We start from the raw sequence: 20,159 nt of genomic DNA on the forward strand, positions 1-20,159 counted from the left end.
CGACAATGGGCTTTTTGCGCGCCCCTGTTATTGCAAGACCTGTTGCAGGTGTCGTCCGAGCTAGGCCGCAAGGCACGGCCATTGAGTTGCCAATGGCTTTGCAGCGAGGTGCACGCGATACGGCACCAGGGTGTAGTCGTCCGGTATGCCTTAAAGGCGGCGGCACTCCTTGGGCATTAGCCAGAGCCCCCGTCATTGGTACCTGTCCGCTGTGCCGGGGTATTCCCGTAGTAGCAGAAATAGGGTTTCATAGTTCGGCACCGGTATGGGGCTTTCGTCATCATTACCGGAGCTGACGCCTAATTATGGCGACATGCCACTCTCCCTGTTCGGCGGCCAAGTTCATGACTTTGATGCGGCGGCACACGCTGCCGTACCGAAGGGGTTGAAGGTGCATGTGTCCATCTTCTGTTCTGGTTGTGGCGAAGTCACCCGGTTCTGGACAGGTCGCAGGCAGACGGCGTTCAAGATGCGGAGAGGAACAAGGCGCTGGAGGCAGTACGCCTCCAGCGGGGGACAGGGATACCACCTGTGGCTGTCGCAGGGACTCTGGCCGTCGTCAACGCCTGTCGCTGGAGCAGATCGCACCCGACCCGTTTCGTGGCTGGGGTCGATATCTTTCGGCGCACATCCGCGCACAAAAGGAGCCCGTTGTTTCACCGGCGGGCACCGGGGGAGAACACCGTCGTCCCCGAAGGGTCTCCTGGCATCTCGCGCGCAAGGCGCCAGGAGACCCTTCGGGCCGGACGTAGAGAGTGCCGATCAACAGGCCGTGCATCCGGCCGGGCAGGAAAGCACCTTCAATCCTCCCGACGACACGAGCCGCTGGAGAGGTACATGCCATTGCAGAAGGCGGGGGCATGCTTGGGATGCCCCGCGGGTAGCGGGGCCATTCCTGACAACCGCTGGAAAACGCGGCTGGGGCAGGACGTGTCTGGCAGGCGTCAGGAAGCTCTGGGAGCGGTCCGCCGCTTGCGCGAAGCGGCTTGCTTCCCATCGAACGATTCGAACGGTACGGTGCCTTTACAGTCAGGATAACGGTTGCACGACCAAAAAGGACCGGTTTTGCCGGTGCGCTGCCGCGTCGCTGCACCACACAATGGGCAAGCTGGACCTTCGGGAATCTGGATGGACAAGATGATGTCACGGTACTGTTGCACCAGTTGCGTGATCCAGACCGATTGCTTCTCGATGAAGGTGTCCAGGGTCAACTGACCGGTTTCGATCATGTCCAACGCCTGTTCCCAAATGGCGGTCGTGCCCGGGTCGGCGATGGCCGCTGGAACTGCGTCGATCAGGGTGAAAGCCGCCTCGGAGGCGCGGACGGATCGGCCTTTTTTGATCAGGTAGCTTCGGCCCAGCAAGCCGTTGATGATGTTTGCACGGGTGGCCTCTGTGCCGATGCCCGTGGTTTCCTTCAACTTCTGCTTCAGGTGTGGGTCGGTCACCAGTTTGGCGACACCCTTCATGGCTTTGATCAACTCCCCCTGCGTGAACGGCTTGGGTGGCAGTGTCTTCAGCGCTTTCAGATCGACAGAGTGGACCTGGCAATGTGTGCCCTCGGATAGCAGCGGCAGGATCTGGCTACGTTGGGTGGGCTCGTCGTCCGTATTGTCGGGTGCTGCTGGTCCGCTGTTGATTAGCGCCAGGCGCCATCCCAGGACGGCAACCTGCTTACCCGTCGCCTGCAGTGTCTGGCCGCCGGCTGACAAGGTGGCGACTGTTCTGTCGAACTCATGGTGAGGCAGAAACTGCGCCAGGTAATGCGAACGGATGAGCCCATAAACGGCCTGCTCCTTCTCCGACATGGCAGAAAGGTTGGTCGGCTCCAGCGTGGGAATGATGCCGTGGTGAGCAGTGACTTTCGCATCGTTCCAGGCGCGTGAGCGTTGGGTGCGGTCGAGTTGGTCGATCAAGGGGCGCAGGCTGGGATCAGTTGCGAGGATGGCGTTGAGTACCGTCGGCACATCGGCCAGCATGCTCTCCGGCAGGTAGCCGGAGTCCGAACGGGGATAGGTGGTCGCCTTGTGCGTCTCGTACAGCGATTGCGCGATGTCCAGTGTCTCCTGAACGTCGAGAGCAAACTGACGCGAGCAGACTTCCTGCAGCGTGCTGAGGTCGAACGGGAGAGGCGCGACTTCGCGGACCCGCTCGGTTTCCACCGACAGCACCTGCGCCTCACGAGTGCCGCCGATTTGGCTTACTGCCTGCTGGGCCGTTCGTTGGTCCAGGCACCGACCTGCAGCATCGGTGGTGGCATCGTGCGGCATCCAGTTTGCGGTGAAAGAATTGCCGGCGTGCGATAGCTGCACTTCGACGGACCAAAACGGAACAGACACGAACCGGGCGATCTCGCGGTCGCGATCAACCACAAGACGCAGCGTCGGCGTCTGCACACGACCGACTGAGAGGACGCCCTGGTAGCCGGCTTGGCGGCCGAGCACCGTGAACAACCGGCTGAGGTTCATGCCGATCAACCAATCGGCGCGAGAGCGGGCGAGTGCCGAGTAATACAGCGGCAGGGTCTCGCTCGATGACTTGAGCGCGTCCAGTGCCTTGCGAATGGAGGCGTCATTCAGTGCCGACAGCCACAGCCGTTGAATGGGACCACAGTAGCCGCACAGCTCGATGATTTCGCGGGCAATCATCTCGCCTTCGCGATCAGCATCGGTGGCAATCACCAGTTCGGTGGCCTGTCCGAGCAACTGTTTGACGACCTTGAATTGCGCGGCAGTGGAGGCCTTGACCTCGCTGCGCCAGCGCTCGGGAAGAATGGGAAGCTGTTCAATGGACCAGCGCTTGTACTGCTCACCGTAGGCTTCCGGTGGTGCCGCCTCGATCAGGTGACCGATGCACCAGGTCACGACAATTCCTGGTCCGTTGTAGCAGCCAGTTCCGCGCTGTTTCGCACCCAGCACACGCGCGATGTCTTTACCCTGCGAAGGCTTCTCGCACAGATACACGCGCATGCAACCTCCTCGGAAATAGCGTGGTGTCCATCGAATGAGCACCAGCATGTCCGGGGAGACCGCGAGAGACCGCAAACAAGGTGGACTCGACAATAACCGGCTTGTTGGCCCTGGGAGGCAAGATTGCGGCAGTTGAATCCAGGGTCGTTTAGGCGATCGTCAGAGCAGGCGCTTCGTTTTGGGCGCGCACGTGGAACTCAGTGGACGTCCATGGCGCTATACCCTGGGTATAGCGGTGTCCGCTGGAAGCCGGTACTTGGCAGGCCGATAGGCGCTGGCGAATTGAGGGCGACCATCGGTTGCTACAGCCGCCCCCGGATCAGGCATCCGGCCCTTCACGCCATTTCAGATAATCACCAACACAAAAGAAGCCGGCAGCGGCCGCATTGCGCTCGAGCGTCCATGCTGTCTCGCCGGGACGGATCAGTGCCTGCAGGTCTTCGGATAAATGCGCTGTCGGGCCATCACAAGAAGCTCCTTGACGACCATCGGGCGGGTCGACTTCTTCGAGGTCGCCGTCTTCAAGTTCGTCATCGCCAGAGTACTCCTGGTCGTCAGCCTCCCAGGGCTTTGCAGCCCACAGGGCATGAAGCTCTTCATCGCTCAGATCCTCGCGCAGCAAGTAGCACAGTGCGTCAGGATGGAGCTCTTGGACCTGTACATTGAACAGTGTGGCGAATCGACGCCGTGCAGCCTCTTTGGCCCCGGCCTGGGCTTTCTCATAGGCTTCGATCTCGGCCCAATACGTGGCCTCTTCCTCGTCGTACTGGATCTGCGCTGAGGTACATTGCGCCGTGTCAACCCGGTGCTGCGCCTCGATGAGCTTCTGGTCAGCCTCGGCACGCGTCAGGACATTCGGCCAGTTGGGTGCCGGGGAATCGGTGCCAACCACAGCAAGAAGCGTGTTCTGGTAGTCGATGAAGGCCATATTTTCGCCAGGAACCGGGTCGACGACGACAGGATCGTTGCTGATATCTTCGATGATCGGCGGAAGGCCGCGTTTCTCCCGACCGCTGCCGGCACGGTCGACCAGATAACGTTCACGCCAGGCCTCGCCACGCGCGCGCTTCCCGTCACCCTCCAGGCTCATGGTGTACTTTATTAGCCACATGTGCATGTAGCGCTGGCGTTGCTCGCTGTGTTGCAGGGCGAGGTCATGGAAGCGCTGATAGAACGCTTCATCGTGGCCGCAGTCGAGGCTGTCGCCTTCGTGGGCAACCTCGTGCTCGATGAGAGAAAAAATATAGGCAGCGCTCCTGAGCGGACTGGACTTGAGCCGTTTCACAAGGGTGACGTCGACGGCGATGTAGCTGCTGCCGTCGGTCCACGCCTCGGCGATGTTGGACTGCCCGAGAAGAATGTGCAGCGATTTACCCTCACGGACCTGCCCCCCGTACGCAGGCCGGCCACCCGTGCACAGGGCGGCGTAGTGATGCAGGCACCAGCGTAAAGCGGTCCAGGCGCGCCGTGTTTCCCGATCGAGCGCGTCTTTCTCCGTCAAGATATGGGTCCGCTCAATGAACGCGTCGCGCAGTGTTGAAAACGCGAGCAAGTCCGGAACGTAGAGGCCGTTCAGCCACCAGTACGGTGTGCCGTTCTGCTCCACGTCGTGGCGCAGGTTGGCATGGACCCGAATGATGCAGTCGAGAAAATCCTGTGCGTTGTAGCAGCCGAAGCGGTCGAGCGTGGTGGGGTGAACAATCACGGCGATACCTTCGCGGGCGATGGTTTCCCCCTTCGGGACCTCGAAGGCGTTGTCTACGACCGCGAACCTGCCGCCTTGCCGCTGGTTGTGGCTATAACGGCATTTGCGCAGAAAGTCCTCTAACGACACGTGCCGCTTGCCGGGCAGAAGCGTGACGACCTCTTCCCGAGAGTAGATCTGGACGATGTTGGCATCGCCCGAAAGCAAGGCCCGCGCGGATTTTTCACGGCGAGCCTCGGTTTTGCGGTGGTCACCAAGACGGGACGCCATCTGGTCAGCCATCTGGCCAAATTGCCTGGCAATTGATTTCCACGCCGAGCAGGTCTTGCGCAGGATTTCGGTGCGGGAGACGTTCAGGCCGATGGCCTTTTTGGAAACGATGAGGCCGCCTGCACCCCACAAATGCGCGGGATCGTGACGCACCAGTACGCCCTGGTTGTAGATGGAAACGGCGCCGTCCGCTTTCACCCGATACCAGGCGAACTCGTCCTCGGCATCCCAGTGCTCGGTGCGGGGATCGCGGGTGATGCGCTGGCCATTCAGCTCAACGCTGACGGGGGTGTAACGCACCAGGTCCCGAACCTCCTGGATGGCCGACATCAGCTCCACATCACTCAGGACTTCGTACCAGTCGCCAGAGATCGAACAGCCCGGCGACGCGTCCTGGAGGTCGTCCAGATCGTAGTGATAGCCCATCGCACGTGTATCGACGGTCATCCTCCAGGCATTGGAGCGCCAGACTGTCTTGGCATGCGCCATGATCTGGCCGCGCCCGAGGCGGAAACGGCCGTAGGTGGCGTCGCCTTCATCGTGTGGCGTGCCGAACCGACCGAAGTACCGAACGACATCGTCGCGGCTGGCAAAGCCCTGGCCGTCGTCGCTGCAGGTGAAGCCACTACGGGTCAGTGAAAGATGCACAGAGCTGGCCCTGGCGTCGACCGAGTTCATCAGCAACTCGATGAGGGCTTTGCTGATGGAGCCCGCCTGGCTGTAAATGATGTGATGGATGATCTGCGGATCGAGCTCGAATGGCAGACGCATGGACCCTCCTTGTAGCGTTAGGTCAAGATATTGATGAATACGCCGTCCATTTCATTGCCGATGCGCAATGAAGAGCCCGGCATTCGACCTGTGCACCGGGAAAGAATGGACACCCGATCATTGATGCCGGCGATTACCGGGGTTGTCGAAAACCTAACCGAGCCGCTGCTGCTCCGTATTCAGCGTGAGTGGGTGTGAGCAGACCGACGTAAGCAGCGTGTGATGGCGTGCTCAGGAGGTTCAAGCGTGTCGTGAGTGGAACATCGGGGGGCATCGTCATGTACCGCGGACAGCGACCTCAGTGGACGTCAGTGGAGCAACTTGAGATGATCCAGGCCCAAGCGGTTGGGTGCAAAGTGGCGAGACAGCGAGTGATGGTCGTTAAGCTACCCCCTGATCAGCCGAAGAAAGACGCTATGCAATGGGCCAAGCGTTAGTGACGATTTGCAACGAGAGTGAGGTGATGGCGAAGACGCTTACCGATGCATACCTAGTGCTGCTGTTGGCGGCGACCATCCACGGCACGGATGCCGCAGTGCGTGATACGGCGAAGCGCTGTACCAAAACGCTGCCGAGAAGCAAGCGGGATGTGATGTACCAGATAGTCGACAGCAAGGAACCGCTCAAACTTGTGTTCCATATCGCGGAGAATCTGGACTGATGTGGCAAGCGAGAAGCGTCTGCAAGAGTAGCCGGAAGCCATGAGGCCGCGAATGGGGGCCGTAGGTTGGTTCTCCGGGAGCTTCTCCATGTGCCGCGAGCGGTGGATCTCAGTGGAACGCCATGGACGCTGACTGTTGCCCGGTGAGCGACTGGTGGTTGGCGCAATCGCTCAGCGGGAAAGGTGCACGCAGGGCGGGAATGATCACTCGTTCTCGGCTGGCTCCGCTGCCGCGGGCTTGGCCCCGAGCACGACAGACTCAATGCGATAAGGCAGGATGCCAGCGCGACGCGCTTCGATCTTGAAGGTCACGCGCTCGTTTTCGTCCGCATCCTCCCAATCGTCTTTCACCGCCCGACCTTCGACCAAGACGCGCATGCCCTTCTGGTACAGCGCGGCCCAGCGCTCGGCGTCGCGATGCCAGATCTCGACCGGCGCCCAGAACCCACCGCGATCTTCAAAGCCCTCCTTGGTAGGCACGGGGTTGTCGAAATAGACATTCAGGCGCAGCAGCCTGCGCGGCTCATTGTTGCCGTTCGGAAACTCGCGGAATTCTGGCGCAGAACCGATGTTGCCCTCGCCGTAGAAATGCGTGCTCATGGGTGTGACTCCTTGGGGGTGGTGGCGTGGACACGCCGTTGGTAAGCCCCCTCGGCGTGGACCAACTTGCTGGCGCATTCCGAGGTTTGGCGGGCGATGCTGTGAGTGAGGCTGATCTGCAGGTTCAGCACGATGCGCTGCACCTCGATGGTGTAGAGGTCATCGATCAGCGATGTCGGTGTGCCGGGGCTGGCAAGCAGCTCCTCCCACAAAGCCGTACCCATGCGTGAGCGATCAAGGTTGCGCCAGCGCAGAAAGGTCGTGCCTGCGCCAGTGGTTTGCTGGGCCAGTTGCACAGGAAGGAGGTTGAAGGGGTGGCTGCGGGCCTGCGACAGCACCTTGCGCTGCGCCAGTCCGATCAGATCGTCCCGCAGTGCTTTGCACTGGCTGGCCCAGGTCGCAAGCTCCCCATTACCTTTAAAAGGTTTTAAAAGGCCTTTTAGGTAGCCTGCGTGTTCCAGCCGCTGGAAGTCCGCCTGTTCCAGTGCCAAGAAGCGGTTGGATGCGGTCATGCTGGGTGGTCCTCGCGGTCCAACGACACGGAAGAGTCTTCGCCCAGAGGTCCCCCTGCAGATACGGCTGGCTCAGCCGCGTCGGGTTCACCGGCTGGCGCAATATCGGAAGTTGTTGACGGAGTTGGCGCCGATGCAAAAGGGGCACGACGGATGAGCGGTGGCGCAAAGCGTGAACGGCGCGTGCCTTCCAGCACGTCCTGCGGCAGTTCACCGTATTTCTCCAGGGCGGCACGCGCCGCCGCGTTGTTTGCGGCGAAATCATCGCGCTTCGTACCGGAGTAGCGATACTGCTGCGCCAGGCTGAAAAGGCTGCGCAGCGCATGTGCGCCTTCATTGAGCCAGCGTTCCAGGGTGCTGCGGTCGATCAGGGCCGTGTGATGCGCCAGGATCAGGCGCCGGGCCAGGTCGTCGTAGTCGGCCAGCAGATAGACCGCCATGAAGCCGAGTTGCGAGGCCACGAACAGGGGTAGCTTTACCGGCTGGACGTTGAGGTTCTCGCCCAGACTGAGTGCCGCCGGCACATCGGCCAGCGCCTGATCAACCTGTTCGCGCAGGGTCTGGAGTTGTGCCTTGGTGGTGCTGAGCTTGTCTTCGATGCGCAGCATCCACCAGTCGGAGTAGGGGTCGTCTTGCTCAGAACCTCGCTTGAGCTTGGTCATGATGGCGACAAAACCGTTGAGGCCAACAATGCCCGGCTTGCCTTCGGAGGGCGCGCGTCCGTGCCAGATGCGGGACGCATGATGGGTGTGCAGTGTCAGCGACATCGCGCTGCGCAATGACCCAAGGTTCAACTGCAGAGAAGATTCGGGTTCGGTGGCCATCGTGACGACTCTCGGTGAGGAAACGAGTCGCCAGCATCGGCATTGACCGGAAGGGTGTCAGTCATCAAACCGCACCGCATGACCGCCTGTTTGTGAATTCGCACTGCCGCAGTGGAATCTTGCACCTCCCTGCGGATGAGAGGGTGGCGTGAGGCATTCTGCGTCCGTTGCCCGCCACCGTTGCCGGAAGGCAGCCTGTTCAACTATACCAGTGGTATAGGCGACGGTGGCCTTCAGTGGACGCTTCAGGCGGATGACCCCGGGGCTGGAGGTGATGCATTGCAAGGAACGCAGTCTGTTCAACTATACCAGTGGTATAGGCGACGGTGGCCTTCGGTGGACTCTTCAGGCGGATGACCTGAGGCTGGAGATGATGCGTTGCAGGGAAGGCAGCCTGTTCAACTATACCAGTGGTATAGGCGACGGTGGCCTTCGGTGGACTCTTCAGGCGAATGACTCTGCGGCTGGAGGTGATGCATTGAAGGGAAGGCAGTGTGTTCAACTATACCAGTGGTATAGGCGATCATGGACGTCGTTGGACTTGCTGGCAGAGGTATAGGACAAACCCTGATGTTGAGCATTGGCAAAACGCCATTGATGCCCCGTGGGTGCTGCTTTCACCTACCCAGCAGAGAGCGCAGCCGTGCGATGTTCTTTCGGGCGACTTCAGGGTCGACAGCCTGCGTTGGCGGTGGCTGTGGGGGCTGGCTTACCGGGGGGCTGGCTGTCTTCTGACCGACCCAGGCGTGAAACTCACCCTTCATGGCCTTCTGAATGATGCCAAACAGGTAGCCCGCAGGGTTGCGCACTGAGCTTGCCCGACAACGTGCATCCCATTCGTCGAGGATGGCTTGGTGCAACTCGGCATCCACAGGCTGCAGTGCGGTCAGCGCGCCTGATTGCTGCTCTGCTTTGAGTGACAGGAAGCGTTCGGGTAGGCGAAGTTTTCCCCGCTCGCGCGGTACTGTACGTACTTCTTTTAATTCTTTTTCTTTACGTACAGTACTATCGGTCTTCGGATTCCGAAGTGAGTCGGTTTTACTGGGTTTTACGCCTGCTTCGGATTCCGAAGTCGGGGGGGTAGGATTCCGAAGTAAGTCTTTGGGACCTTCTTCGGATTCGTGGTCATCCCCAGGTTGTGGATAACTTTGCTCTTCGGTCCAGCCTTGCGCAGCCAATCGCTGCGACAGCACCTGAAGCCTGCTTGGCAGTATTCGCCCGCTGAGCAGCGGGTCGTCGGCCATTTCTTTGAGCGTGTGCACACCGACACGCTGGACGGACTTGCTGGCGTGATTCAATGCCTGGCTGACCAGACCCAAATAATCCGGGTCGAGCTGAATGGCTTCATAGGGCGTCAGGGGCTCGTCGTGCAGCACATAGAGATTGCCCTGTATTCGTCCTGTTTTCGGATCACGACGGCGCCTCACCAGACTGATCCAGCGCGTCAGGCGCAGCAACGTTAGCGCCCGCGCGACGGTCTCATGGGACGCACGAGCCGTGCACGGCATTGAGGCCAGATAGGGGCAGAGCTGATCGTAGGTGGGGAAGGCGGTGACCCCATCGTCGTTGAGCAGCAGACGAAAGACCTGCCAGGCATTTCGTTCAAGCGGGGTCAGCCGGTTATCCAGCAGCAATGCACGGGGCACGCTGTCATGGCGGTTGCCGCTGAAGATGAATCCATCAGAGGGAGGGGGTGCCGGAGTCGGCGCCGGTGTTGTGTCCGGGGGAGGTTGCATGTGCTGCAGTGCCTGGTCGAACAGCTCCCCCAGCGATACGGGGCCGCGTGAATGACGTGGACTGCCCATCAGACCAGCCCTTCATCAATCCACCCTCGGATAGCGCTCCAGATCACTGAGATGGGCAGGCCCGTGCATTCGGCAAGATCGGCTGTAATCGCAAGCATTGCCATGTCGTCGTTCAACTCGGTGCCACGTTCTTTGACGGTCGCTGACCAGCGATGCCAGAGATCAGCGTCCTGTTCTTCTGACAGGACCGGATGCCGGCCCTTGCGTTTCGGTAGCCCGATGACGTCGCGCCTGAGGGCGATTTCCTGGTGGGTCAAGCCGTAGAACTTGCTGATGAGCTCCGTACTCGCTCCCAGCCGCAGAAGCCGATCGATTTCTTCAATCTCCCGGGTGACATCATTCACCTGGCTCAAGAGATGATGCAGCACCTCCTTGTTCACGCTCACTGAGCACCATTTAACGGTTGCGTTGGCCAGGAGACTGGCCATGGCCGGGTGCTTGAGTGCCTCCAGCGCCGTGTCGTCGAACCCCATGGATTTTGCCCGGCGTAGCTGGCCGTTGCGCAAATCGTGGAGCGCTTGCGCGATCACTGCCTGATTGAGCGGATGGGGGTCGGGCATGGCGGCCGTCCTCATGATCCGTGCATGGCGGTGTCGCCATCAGTGATGCCGGCCTCGATGTCCAGCAATCGCCTGGCAAGCCTCAACAAGCGGAAAAGCTTCACCAGCCCACTGTCGCTCAGACGCACGACCTGCTGTGATGAGGGCGTACGCACCTGCCCCAGTAAAAGAGCGCCCAGGTCCTCGGCCAGTTGTGCTGTGTTGATGCGTACAGGCAAACTGCCGACCGGCTGATAGGGGGCGCTCAAGGCATGCAGCAGTGACAGTAACGAGCGCGGGAGATTTGATGGCGTGTCCAACTCGCCAAACGCTCGTGCGCACGTGAAGCCGATGCCCTCGTTGCAGGCGACGATGCCATCATCCAGACCCGCTTCGTTGGCGATCTCACGCGCGAATTGAGCGATGTGGATACGCAGCCGATCGGGTGTATCGAGGCTGGGGTCGATGTACCAGACATCCGAGATCGGATAGAGACCTCCAGCCTGGACAGGGATGGCCTGCAGGACGTTTGTTCCGAAATCAGGTGGTGTCTCGCCGGTGTGGTCAGCCACCAGTCGCTGGATCGACTGCAGGCGATCGGTGGTCTCGGCCGGCGAAACGATATGTTCCTGAAACAAGACCGAGCGATCGTCCTTGTCCTGTTGATCCTCAACCGCGTCGGCCGGAGGACGTGTTGCAGATCCACCTTGGAGCGTATGGGGCTCGCTTGCAGATGTTCTGGATGTCTCCGTCGTCCGCGGTGTGGATGCTGACGGCGGCGGTGCGACCGTCGATGGCAATGTTGGCTGGCTCGTGGGTGCCTGTCCGGTAGTCGCCGTGCTGGACGTGTTGTTGGGGTCACTATTCAGCAGTTGCCAGCGCTTCTCGGAATCGGTGATCTCGAATGCCAGCGTGTCATAGTCCACCCCGAGCAAATCGGCCATTTGACCGATCAGCTCATCCTGTACTCGCTGCGCCGCAAAGCTCCCTGGGGAGTCAAATACCATCAGGACGTCCTGGAACAGCGTCGCAAAATCAATGCTCGCACTGTTTCTGGTCATGCGCGCATCCCAGATCCGGGAACCGGCCCTACGCAGGCTGGTCAGTTGCTCGACTTGGGGGCGTCCGAGGCCGGCATAGAGCACGTTCGGTATCGCTGGCAGCAGGAACTGGATCGCCTCCTGCATGCGGCTGATGTGGGGTTGGGGCACGGGGTAGCCATCAGCCTTGAGGCGTCGGGCAAGCTCTGATTGCGACAGCGATTTACCATCCTCTTGCTCATAGAGCTCACGGACTTTTTCGATGCCCAGGGCACGTTCGATGAACGACAGGCCGCCGTGAAGTTCGTTCTCGACCAAATGTCCCGTCAGGGCAACGATCTCGCCACGCTCCGGCCATGGGCGGAACAGGCAGCCGATACGGAAGAATCGCTCGTCTTTGCTCTCACTCCAAAGATCGCGCAGTATCGCCAGGCGCGTGTTGCCGCCGTTACGGATGATGTAGTGATCGGCACCAGGGCGTCGGGTGATCGGCGGCGGGGCATCCAGCCCACGCTGGCGGATGGACGCTTTGATCTCCTCGTACAGCGGATTGCGCGTCAGCCTCGGATCGAGCTCATAGGAGCGTAACTGGTCCAGCGTCACCACCATTGGCGTGTCGGCGATCGGATCGCTCATCGAACTCGCTACCGGGCCGTTGCGTGTGAAACCATCGCTCAGGAGCTTGCTGGCGATGTCTTCTGGGGAGACATCAGTCATGGTCGGCTCCCTCTTGATCGGGGTGCTCGACCACTGTGGCGTGACGTTGTGCGCGCCGCAGCATGGCGCGCGCATTGCGTTCTGCCCGGTGATCGCTGGCTGTCGCGCTGGTATAAATCGGCGGTAAGCCCGGCTTGACGAATTTCAGGTGCCCGCCAGGTGTTCGGGAGACATTCCAACCCTCGCTCAGGGCATGTTCAATCAGTGGCAGTAGTCGCTTGTGGCCACGGGCCAGTTCATGGGCGTTCAACATGAGAATGTCTTCCCTCAAACTTCCCGGTGACCAGAGCGAACTGTTCCTGCCATTGCGGGCACAGTTCGCTGGCCAGCCCGCGGACAATGTCCAGTGCGGCTGCCGCGACTCGGCCAGTGGGCCGTCGGTGCTCAACCCGGTGGACCGGCAAACCACGCGTTGCCGCTCGGGGAAATGCCTCGATTGCAGGAATCTCGGTACGCAGGACGTGAACCCCTTCCTGATCTCGGTAGATCAAACGCAGTGTCTGCTGGATCAGCTTTGCATTGGCTGACACAGCAGGTACGCGGTTGAGCAGGAGATGAAGGTGTGGCGGGTTAATGCCCAGATGCCTATAGGGGGCGATGTCTTCGATGAGCTGCAGAGTGCCTCGGCGCATTTCACGCGCGGCGAGGATTTCGGGGGTGACGGGCGAGACCGCCTGTTCGGACGCCAGCACGGCCATCTCGAGCAGCACACTGCGAGCGCCTTGAGTATCGAGTAGCACCAGGTCGTAGTGCGGCTGAAACACCGGTAGCAGGTGCCGCAGTCGAAGCCGCCCATCCGGGGCATGCAGCAAGAGGGTGTTCAACTGCCGATGCGCGTCATTGGACAGAATCACGTCCAGCCGGTCTATGACGGTGCGCGATACCAGGCGCGCAATGTCGCGCTCGTTGAATGCCAGCAGCTCATAGATCCCGCATGGAGCGCGACGGGCAAGCTCGTAGTAGGATGACAGCGTCGGCTGCATATCAAGATCAAGCAGCAGAACCCTTAGGCCGGCATCGGCGATAAAGCCGCCGAGGTTCGCGGCTACGGTGGTTTTTCCTACACCGCCTTTGGTCGAGATAACAGAAATCACCTGCATGACGTGCTCCTCTTTGGCAAGGAATGGGGAGCTCAGTCAGGCGCGTTCTTTAAGGCGGTCAGTGATCCACTGGTCGATCTCAGTGGAGTCCCAGCCAACGGCACGGACGCCAAGTTTTATGGCTTTGGGGAATTGTCCCGCCTTCATGAGGCTGTAAAGATAGGCACGTTTGAAGCCTGTCTTGGCCTCGACTTCAGGCCGGCGGAGAATGCGTCGCTCCGCAATCGGAGCCGAGTTCTGTTCAGACATAATGGTCACTCCTTAATGCTCAGTGGCACGTGTTGGGCGTGACCCGTATTGAATCGATGTCACCACTGGAGCACATCAAACAATAGGATTGTGCTGACCATCGTATTCATTGCTTCGTCATTGAAGCTAAGGCTGCGAGGCGAAGCATTGCGGCCAACGCTATCCGTGGAACTGACACTATTAAAAGGTTCAGCGTTTTGATAAATAGTCCGTCGGGCGTTGGCTCGTTGTTCAATTTAGTAGCAACTGAATACGGCATTTTTCGTCATCTAGACGACAAAAAAAGTCGGTCATTAATGGCGGGGTGCGATTGACAAGCGCTACCAGCTCCAACGCTTGTGCATGAGCAGGCGCCTCCCCAACTGAATTCAATGGCCGCCCCCTTTATCTCGCGATGATGAAGGGGATATTTGAGACTTGCACCAGACAAAAATGTATGGAACTTAATGTGAGAGCCCAGTGCTGAGCATGGAATGATCATCGTCACTCATTGGTCATGCTGCCCCCGATGTGTTGCGCTCTTTTAATGAAGCGTTCCAGCTCTGCTGAAATTGGCCTCTCCGGTACAACGATGAATGTTGCCGTGTCGGGGATAGCGTCGATAACCGGCCGAACAATGACGTCAGGGTGGTTGTAAATGGAAAGCTGCGATTCCAACCCGATACCAATGCCATAGCCAGCGGCCACCAGCATCATCATTGGCTCATGACCAGAAACATGTTCAGCAATATTGGGGGAGGGCAACGAATCGTCCTCAAACCAATGATTAATGACGTTGTGTCCTCCGGCGCAACGTTCAGGATGGCAAAGAATCAACGGGTAGCGGAGTGCTTCCCCAAGAGGCACTTTATCCAGGGAAAGCAGCGGATGGTGAGTGGGAATAGCGATGGCAGGGCGTTCGACCCACACCCTTAACTTTGTGAAGCCATTGGTGGCGACTGTGCTGTCGACAGTGAAACCCGCATCTATCTCGTCATGGGCAAGAGCCTTATGCATCTCGTTGACGGTCATTTCCACGATCCGAATCTCGGTGGCAGGTTCCTCTTCACGGCATCGAGCCAGCAGCTGTGTCAGCCGAGGCTGAGCCAGGCTATCGGCGATGGCTATACGTACCCGGCCACGATAGCCCTGGGAGGCCGATTGCACGCGCGTCAGGGCGTTATCCATGAAGGCAAGGACGCGGCGCGCCTCCTCACGGAAAACCTCCCCTGGCCAAGTCAGCTGTATACGCCCCTTGGTGCGATGGAGCAGTCGGACACCGAGATAGGACTCAAGATCTCTTATGGCTCTGGACAACGGGGAAGGTTCGATGTGAACTCTGGCCGCCGCACGAGCAAAGCTTTGCTCTTCAGCGACGATCAGGAAATAGCGCAGGTGACGTATCCTCATGGTGCATCTTCCTTGTTGGTTGTTGACCTGTGCTTTGACCGCGAGCAGTGCCCTGTTATTCGCGCACGGGTAGTGGTTTCGGTGAGCTGCTGTGTGATTCAGTCCACAAGTTTTGACGCAGCCGAAGCTGACACGTACAGGTCGCAACCGTGTGACTGCTTCCTGAACTGAAGTGTTGATCCTACCGGCGTCTCTACGTGCCCCCCAATGTTGATGTCCAACATTTCGGGGTCAGATCACCGAAGGCCGACCCCAGCTTTCCGCTCCAAGGCCGCCCGAAGATGATCTACCTGGACAATGGCCCGGTGGCCAAGCGCCGCGTCTTCCAGAACGTCATGCAGGCACTGGACATCGAGTGGCAGACGCACATTCCCGCCGGCAGGCAAGGATGGCACACGCACTACGACCCGCTCGAAGGGCAAGGTTGAGCGGCCATTTCGCACAGTGAAGGAAGCCCACGAAACGCTGTATCACTTCCACAAGCCGGAAACTGAAGCGCAAGTCAACGAATGGCTGATGCGTTACCTGGTACGCACCTACAAGGGGAGCCTACAGAATTCGGAAAAAATCGTACGCTAAGGTTTTCCGACTTACCGTAGCGGCCTGAATTTCCCCTCTTCCAGCTTGCGACTCTGCCGCCAGACGTAGTCGCCGGTCAGGTTGATGTGCTCCCAGCCCAACGGCGATAGGTATTGATACAGGTCGGTATTCACCGGTTTTCCGGTGTCAGTCAGCCCTTGGGTTGCGCGTTCCAGGTAGACCGTGTTCCACAGCACAATAGCAGCGGTCACCAGGTTCAGTCCGCTGTCCCGGTAGCGCTGCTGCTCGAAGCTCCGATCCCTGATTTCACCTAGGCGGTTGAAGAACACCGCCCTGGCGGAGGGCATTGCGTGCTTCGCCCTTGTTGAGTCCTGCATGCACACGGCTGCGTAGCTCGACACTTTGCAGCCAGTCCAAGATAAACAGAGTGCGCTCGATCCGGCCCAGCTCCCGCAGGGCCACGGCCAGGCCGTTCTGGCGTGGATAGCTGCCAAGCTTGCGCAGCACCAATGAGGCAGTGACAGTACCCAGCTTGATCGACGTGGCCAGACGCAGAATCTCGTCCCAGTGGGCACGGATGTGCTTGATGTTCAGCGTGCCGCCGATCATTGGGCGCAGCGTCGGGTAAGGCTGCCGCCGGCGATGCGAATGCTCAGTTACGTGTGGATGGGATCATGCCGAGATAAGGAAAAATTAGGACATTAGACCTGTAATGGCATGATTTACTTGGCTTTTTATGGATCGTCATTTCACGCAAACAAAACGCAAGTCGGGGTGAAGATCATGCCCATGACTTCCGGCGCTCATTCATTACCCGGGTGATCGAAGAACATGATCTGTCGATCGCCCAAAAACTGGCCCATCACACCAATATCCAGACCACCGCCAGCTACGACGTGTGCGACGATAACGAAAGGCGCAGGGCCATTGATCGCTTTGACCTCTAGCCGCTGCCGAGGCACGAGGCTGCGATCGGGCGCGAAGCGGTCGTAAAAATCCTGAAGGCAACGCAGGTTTCGGACCTGCTGCGGCCCCTTCAGGACCGTTCGCAGCCTCGTGCCTCGGCAGCGGCTACAGAATTCAATAGTGGCCGTATGATGGGCGCAGATGCTTATGCTAATAGACAGGTACAAGTTGTCATCCCTATGCTGGCGGCGACTTTATAAAAAATAATCAAAAAAGCCATGAACCGCACTGCTTACTTCTGCGGGCTACGCAAGTGGCTCGCCCGGCCGCACCGCAGCCTGGTGGCGCGCTATACCTTGCTGTCCGTATTGGTGATGGGCATTGCCCTCATCACGCTGGCGGTGCTCTATGAGCAATTGGCCAAGGATTTGCTCAATCGCCTGACCGGTGAACGTCTGGACGCCCAGGCGCTGTCCACGGCCAACCGCTTGTCGTCGTTTCTCGATGACCGTTTCTACCAGCTCTCGGCATTGTCCAATCACCCGAACATGCCGGGGTTTATCGCCGATCAGTCTGGCCCTGGCAGTGACGTGGACTCATTGCTCAAGCTCGAAGCGGACTTACCGTTCCTCTATGGCGTGCTGTTTTTCGATGAGCACGACCTCTTGATCAATGTGCTGCCGGGGCAAGCCGCCTCCGGCGAGCCCTATTGGACCAACACTCATTGGTCCATCGCCGGTCTGCCGATCCAGTGGGTGGGTGACATCGAGGTGATTGGGCCGTTGCTCGCCGAACCCGGGCGCTCCGGTGGCTTTTTGATCCGCAAGACGATCCGCAATGGCCGCACCGATCACCGCGTGCGCATCGCCTTGCACCTGCGCCTTGCTTCGCTGACCGAGCTGCTGGTCAGTGCCGGGATGAGCGGGGTGGTTGCACCGTTGCTGCGGGTGCCGAGCGGTGCCTTTATCGACCCCACCGGGCGCGCGGTCGAGGCGCCTAAGCAGTGGCGTGATGGCCCGCAGATCATCCCCGGCTGGCAACTGGTGTTCAGTGTGCAGCCGGGGGCTATCCTCAAGCCGTTGAACGATGCGCGTTGGTGGTTGTACTGGGTGGCCGCCGGTTTTATCGCGTTTATCCTCGTTGTGTTTTTTACCCTGTCCCGGCAGCTGCGTTCGCGGGTCAGCACCTTGTTGCAGGGCGCTCATCAGTTGTCCATGGGCGACCTGAGTTATCGCCTGGCCGAACAGCCCCGTGACGACGAAATCAGCCATGTGGCGCGGGCATTCAACGTGATGGCCGCGCGCCTGGCCGACGTGCTGGAAAACACCGTGCGCACGGAAAACCTGGCGGTATTGGGGACTTTTGCCACCGGCGTGGCCCATGAGGTGCGCAATCCCCTGGCGACCATGAAAACCACGGTGCAAGCCTTGCTGCGTCGTGAGGAGGAGCCCGAACGACGCCACTTGCTGACCGACCTGGGCAAGGAGATCGACCGCCTGTCCCACGTCACCAGCGATCTGCTGGAATACGGCAGGCCGCACCCGGCTCAACCCAAGGTGGTGGCCGTGGCGCCGTTGTTCGAACAGATCGCCCGGCTGGTGGCGCCGAATGACCTGCAATTGCTGTGCAAGACAGAACCCGGCTTGCAGTTGTACGTCGACCCGGATCAGATCCGCCAGATACTGCTCAACCTGTGTTTGAATGCCTTCCAGGCCTGCGACAACCAAAGCCCCGTGCACCTGTGTGCCCAGGCGTGGGATGGGCAGGTGCGGGTCATGGTCATTGACCAGGGTTGCGGTATCTCCGAGGCGGACTTGCAACGCATCCGCCAACCGTTTTTTACCTCCAAGGCGCGGGGCACCGGGCTGGGGCTGAGCATCAGTCAGCAACTGCTGGAAGCCAACGGTGCGCGCATGGACATTATCAGCACGCTTGGCGTAGGGACTCAGGTGATCCTGGACTTTCCCCACGCCCCCAGGGAATGAGGCGAAGTAAACCACCGATGTCTGACATTCACGTTTTGATCGTTGATGACGAAGAGGCGCTGGTGCGCTCCCTCAGCTATGCCCTGCGCGGCGAAGGCATGCGCATCAGCACGGCCGGCAGCGGCGAGGCTGCACTGGAATTGCTGGCGGGGAACACCACCGACATCGACATCGTGCTGCTTGACCTCGGGCTGCCGGGCATCGATGGCATGGCCACTTTGGACGGTTTACGCCAGCGTCACGTACAACTGCCGGTGATCATGATTTCCGCTCACGGCGACACCCGCGCCGCCGTACAGGCGGTGAAAAGCGGCGCCACCGACTACCTGACCAAACCTTTCGAACTGGATGACCTGCTGGCGACCATCGCCAGCACCCTGTCGCTGGCCAACCACGAAGAGCCCACAGTGGTGGTCAGCGGTGAACTGGCCGCCGGGCTGCTTGGGCACAGCCCGGCGATGGGCGCCTTGCACGCAGCGGTGGGGCGCATTGCCCGTAGTTCCGCGACGCGGATTTTGCTGCTGGGCGAATCCGGCACCGGCAAAACCTTGGTCGCCCAGGCCCTGCACAACCATAGCGGGCGGGGCGGGCATTCGTTTATCGAGGTCAACTGCGCGGCGTTGCCGGAGCAGTTGATTGAGGCCGAGTTGTTTGGCTCGGAAAAGGGCGCGTATACCGGTGCCCACCAGAAGCGTGCCGGGCTGGTCAGTCAGGCGAATGGCGGCACCCTGTTCCTCGATGAGATCGGCGAACTGCCGTTGGCGCTGCAAGCCAAACTCCTGCATTTTCTGGAGAACGGCAGTTACCGTGCCGTGGGTGCCAGTGCCGCGAGCAGCGCTGATGTGCGAGTAGTCGCGGCGACCAATCGGGATCTGGCCGATGACGTGCAATCGGGGCGGTTTCGCGAAGACCTGTTCTATCGCCTGAACGTTATCACCCTGGATATTCCGGCACTGCGCGAACGCGGTGAAGACGTGCTGTTGCTGGCCCAGCATTTTGCCCGGCGCCAGGCCGTGGAGGAGGGGGTAGAACCGATCCGCTTCCTGCCGGACAGCGCCCAGGCATTGGCCCGTCACCGCTGGCCCGGGAACGTACGCGAGCTGAAGAACCTGGTAGAACGCCTGACTATTCTTTCGCCGGGGCAGGCGATCACCGTGGCGATGCTGCCAGCGCCGCTGCAAGGCCCGCAGGTCGAGCCGCTGGTGCTGGGCGAGCAACTGGAGCGCGCCGAGCGTGATCTGGTCACCGATGCTCTGAGCCGCGCATCGGGCCATAAAGGTCTGGCAGCGGGCCTGTTGGGTATTTCCCGGCACGCGCTCAAGCGTCGCCTGCAACGCCTGGGGCTGGATCGCTCCACTGAGCGGTAACCGCTCAATACCGCGCGCAGGTTGAGCGCTAAGCGCTCAACGCCACGTGGGCACCGCTCAAAGCAGCATACCCATGTGAGAGCGAGCCTGCTCGCGATAGTGTTGTTCCCGCCAACATCCCCGATGAATGTGACTTCGTCATCGTAGGAACGCCGCCCGGAGCCAGCTCGCTCACACGAAAATCCGTCTGTGCCAGCGTCCTGGCACACC

The 20,159-nt window shown here is 60.1% G+C and carries 16 protein-coding genes and 3 pseudogenes; 6 read left to right on the forward strand and 13 right to left on the reverse strand.

What is annotated here, in order from left to right; translation table 11 throughout:
• Nucleotides 1-944 precede the first annotated feature (944 nt).
• Both BLU63_RS19080 and BLU63_RS19085 read right to left on the reverse strand, forming a co-directional pair.
• Nucleotides 945-2,969 (reverse strand): DNA topoisomerase III, encoded by a 2,025-nt coding sequence (locus BLU63_RS19080; protein WP_057005349.1) that lies wholly within the window; start codon nt 2,967-2,969, stop codon nt 945-947.
• Between the two features lie 319 nt (nt 2,970-3,288).
• Nucleotides 3,289-5,715 carry an ATP-binding protein gene (locus BLU63_RS19085; protein ID WP_057005348.1) on the reverse strand — a complete coding sequence of 809 codons (2,427 nt, stop codon included), beginning with the start codon at nt 5,713-5,715 and terminating at the stop codon, nt 3,289-3,291.
• Nucleotides 5,716-5,748: 33 nt separating this feature from the next.
• Between BLU63_RS19085 and BLU63_RS32800 the strand changes: the two genes are divergently transcribed.
• The gene (locus tag BLU63_RS32800) at nt 5,749-5,913 is read left to right on the forward strand and encodes a hypothetical protein (RefSeq protein WP_156422912.1); all 165 of its coding nucleotides are present in this window, start codon (nt 5,749-5,751) and stop codon (nt 5,911-5,913) included.
• Nucleotides 5,914-6,136: 223 nt separating this feature from the next.
• Nucleotides 6,137-6,376, forward strand: a complete 240-nt coding sequence (locus BLU63_RS19095; RefSeq protein WP_082643880.1) for a DUF7740 domain-containing protein — start codon at nt 6,137-6,139, stop codon at nt 6,374-6,376.
• 204 nt (nt 6,377-6,580) lie between these two features.
• Here the strand turns inward: BLU63_RS19095 and BLU63_RS19100 are convergent, their stop codons facing one another.
• The 10 genes from BLU63_RS19100 to BLU63_RS19150 form a co-directional block, all read right to left on the reverse strand.
• Complete coding sequence (locus tag BLU63_RS19100) at nt 6,581-6,976, reverse strand: single-stranded DNA-binding protein (protein ID WP_019689279.1); 396 nt, start codon at nt 6,974-6,976, stop codon at nt 6,581-6,583.
• The gene (locus BLU63_RS19105) at nt 6,973-7,488 is read right to left on the reverse strand and encodes a DUF3158 family protein (RefSeq protein WP_057005347.1); all 516 of its coding nucleotides are present in this window, start codon (nt 7,486-7,488) and stop codon (nt 6,973-6,975) included. The genes BLU63_RS19100 and BLU63_RS19105 overlap by 4 nt, the downstream gene beginning before the upstream one ends.
• Nucleotides 7,485-8,312 (reverse strand): PFL_4669 family integrating conjugative element protein, encoded by an 828-nt coding sequence (locus tag BLU63_RS19110; protein ID WP_057005346.1) that lies wholly within the window; start codon nt 8,310-8,312, stop codon nt 7,485-7,487. The genes BLU63_RS19105 and BLU63_RS19110 overlap by 4 nt, the downstream gene beginning before the upstream one ends.
• 617 nt (nt 8,313-8,929) lie before the next feature.
• Nucleotides 8,930-10,117 (reverse strand): STY4528 family pathogenicity island replication protein, encoded by a 1,188-nt coding sequence (locus tag BLU63_RS19120; protein ID WP_057005344.1) that lies wholly within the window; start codon nt 10,115-10,117, stop codon nt 8,930-8,932.
• Nucleotides 10,117-10,677 carry a DUF2857 domain-containing protein gene (locus BLU63_RS19125; protein WP_057005382.1) on the reverse strand — a complete coding sequence of 187 codons (561 nt, stop codon included), beginning with the start codon at nt 10,675-10,677 and terminating at the stop codon, nt 10,117-10,119. Before BLU63_RS19125 ends, BLU63_RS19120 begins: the two co-directional genes overlap by 1 nt.
• A gap of 11 nt (nt 10,678-10,688) precedes the next feature.
• Nucleotides 10,689-12,413, reverse strand: a complete 1,725-nt coding sequence (locus tag BLU63_RS19130) for a ParB family protein (protein WP_057005343.1) — start codon at nt 12,411-12,413, stop codon at nt 10,689-10,691.
• Nucleotides 12,406-12,666 carry a hypothetical protein gene (locus BLU63_RS19135; protein ID WP_019689285.1) on the reverse strand — a complete coding sequence of 87 codons (261 nt, stop codon included), beginning with the start codon at nt 12,664-12,666 and terminating at the stop codon, nt 12,406-12,408. The genes BLU63_RS19130 and BLU63_RS19135 overlap by 8 nt, the downstream gene beginning before the upstream one ends.
• Nucleotides 12,650-13,513, reverse strand: coding sequence for a ParA family protein (locus BLU63_RS19140; protein ID WP_057005342.1), 864 nt, complete (start codon nt 13,511-13,513; stop codon nt 12,650-12,652). Before BLU63_RS19140 ends, BLU63_RS19135 begins: the two co-directional genes overlap by 17 nt.
• Nucleotides 13,514-13,549: 36 nt before the next feature.
• The gene (locus BLU63_RS19145; RefSeq protein ID WP_057005341.1) at nt 13,550-13,762 is read right to left on the reverse strand and encodes an AlpA family transcriptional regulator; all 213 of its coding nucleotides are present in this window, start codon (nt 13,760-13,762) and stop codon (nt 13,550-13,552) included.
• Nucleotides 13,763-14,245: 483 nt separating this feature from the next.
• Entirely contained in the window at nt 14,246-15,151 is a 906-nt protein-coding gene (locus tag BLU63_RS19150; RefSeq protein ID WP_057005340.1) for a LysR family transcriptional regulator, read from the reverse strand.
• 260 nt (nt 15,152-15,411) lie between these two features.
• On the opposite strand from BLU63_RS19150, the pseudogene BLU63_RS19155 reads away from it, so the two are divergent.
• Nucleotides 15,412-15,685 (forward strand): annotated as a pseudogene (locus BLU63_RS19155) (IS481 family transposase); the annotation flags it as partial.
• A 56-nt stretch (nt 15,686-15,741) separates the two neighbouring features.
• Here the strand turns inward: BLU63_RS19155 and BLU63_RS19160 are convergent.
• Nucleotides 15,742-16,318, reverse strand: a pseudogene (locus BLU63_RS19160) (Tn3 family transposase); the annotation flags it as partial.
• Between the two features lie 138 nt (nt 16,319-16,456).
• Between BLU63_RS19160 and BLU63_RS19165 the strand changes: the two are divergent.
• The 3 genes and pseudogenes from BLU63_RS19165 to BLU63_RS19175 form a co-directional block, all read left to right on the forward strand.
• Nucleotides 16,457-16,638: pseudogene (locus BLU63_RS19165) on the forward strand (integrase); the annotation flags it as partial.
• A 237-nt stretch (nt 16,639-16,875) separates the two neighbouring features.
• The gene (locus BLU63_RS19170) at nt 16,876-18,582 is read left to right on the forward strand and encodes a sensor histidine kinase (protein WP_057005337.1); all 1,707 of its coding nucleotides are present in this window, start codon (nt 16,876-16,878) and stop codon (nt 18,580-18,582) included.
• 17 nt (nt 18,583-18,599) lie between these two features.
• Nucleotides 18,600-19,949 (forward strand): sigma-54-dependent transcriptional regulator, encoded by a 1,350-nt coding sequence (locus BLU63_RS19175; protein WP_057005336.1) that lies wholly within the window; start codon nt 18,600-18,602, stop codon nt 19,947-19,949.
• Nucleotides 19,950-20,159: the final 210 nt, after the last annotated feature.

The organism is Pseudomonas mandelii, assembly GCF_900106065.1.
GTDB lineage: Bacteria > Pseudomonadota > Gammaproteobacteria > Pseudomonadales > Pseudomonadaceae > Aquipseudomonas > Aquipseudomonas mandelii.

Bases quoted from the DNA above. Each gene is read 5' to 3' on its own strand.
- BLU63_RS19080 (WP_057005349.1), bottom strand. From the start codon at position 2,969: ATGCGCGTGTATCTGTGCGAGAAGCCTTCGCAGGGTAAAGACATCGCG.
- BLU63_RS19085 (WP_057005348.1), bottom strand. From the start codon at position 5,715: ATGCGTCTGCCATTCGAGCTCGATCCGCAGATCATCCATCACATCATT.
- BLU63_RS32800 (WP_156422912.1), top strand. From the start codon at position 5,749: ATGAATACGCCGTCCATTTCATTGCCGATGCGCAATGAAGAGCCCGGC.
- BLU63_RS19095 (WP_082643880.1), top strand. From the start codon at position 6,137: ATGGGCCAAGCGTTAGTGACGATTTGCAACGAGAGTGAGGTGATGGCG.
- BLU63_RS19100 (WP_019689279.1), bottom strand. From the start codon at position 6,976: ATGAGCACGCATTTCTACGGCGAGGGCAACATCGGTTCTGCGCCAGAA.
- BLU63_RS19105 (WP_057005347.1), bottom strand. From the start codon at position 7,488: ATGACCGCATCCAACCGCTTCTTGGCACTGGAACAGGCGGACTTCCAG.
- BLU63_RS19110 (WP_057005346.1), bottom strand. From the start codon at position 8,312: ATGGCCACCGAACCCGAATCTTCTCTGCAGTTGAACCTTGGGTCATTG.
- BLU63_RS19120 (WP_057005344.1), bottom strand. From the start codon at position 10,117: ATGGGCAGTCCACGTCATTCACGCGGCCCCGTATCGCTGGGGGAGCTG.
- BLU63_RS19125 (WP_057005382.1), bottom strand. From the start codon at position 10,677: ATGCCCGACCCCCATCCGCTCAATCAGGCAGTGATCGCGCAAGCGCTC.
- BLU63_RS19130 (WP_057005343.1), bottom strand. From the start codon at position 12,413: ATGACTGATGTCTCCCCAGAAGACATCGCCAGCAAGCTCCTGAGCGAT.
- BLU63_RS19135 (WP_019689285.1), bottom strand. From the start codon at position 12,666: ATGTTGAACGCCCATGAACTGGCCCGTGGCCACAAGCGACTACTGCCA.
- BLU63_RS19140 (WP_057005342.1), bottom strand. From the start codon at position 13,513: ATGCAGGTGATTTCTGTTATCTCGACCAAAGGCGGTGTAGGAAAAACC.
- BLU63_RS19145 (WP_057005341.1), bottom strand. From the start codon at position 13,762: ATGTCTGAACAGAACTCGGCTCCGATTGCGGAGCGACGCATTCTCCGC.
- BLU63_RS19150 (WP_057005340.1), bottom strand. From the start codon at position 15,151: ATGAGGATACGTCACCTGCGCTATTTCCTGATCGTCGCTGAAGAGCAA.
- BLU63_RS19170 (WP_057005337.1), top strand. From the start codon at position 16,876: ATGAACCGCACTGCTTACTTCTGCGGGCTACGCAAGTGGCTCGCCCGG.
- BLU63_RS19175 (WP_057005336.1), top strand. From the start codon at position 18,600: ATGTCTGACATTCACGTTTTGATCGTTGATGACGAAGAGGCGCTGGTG.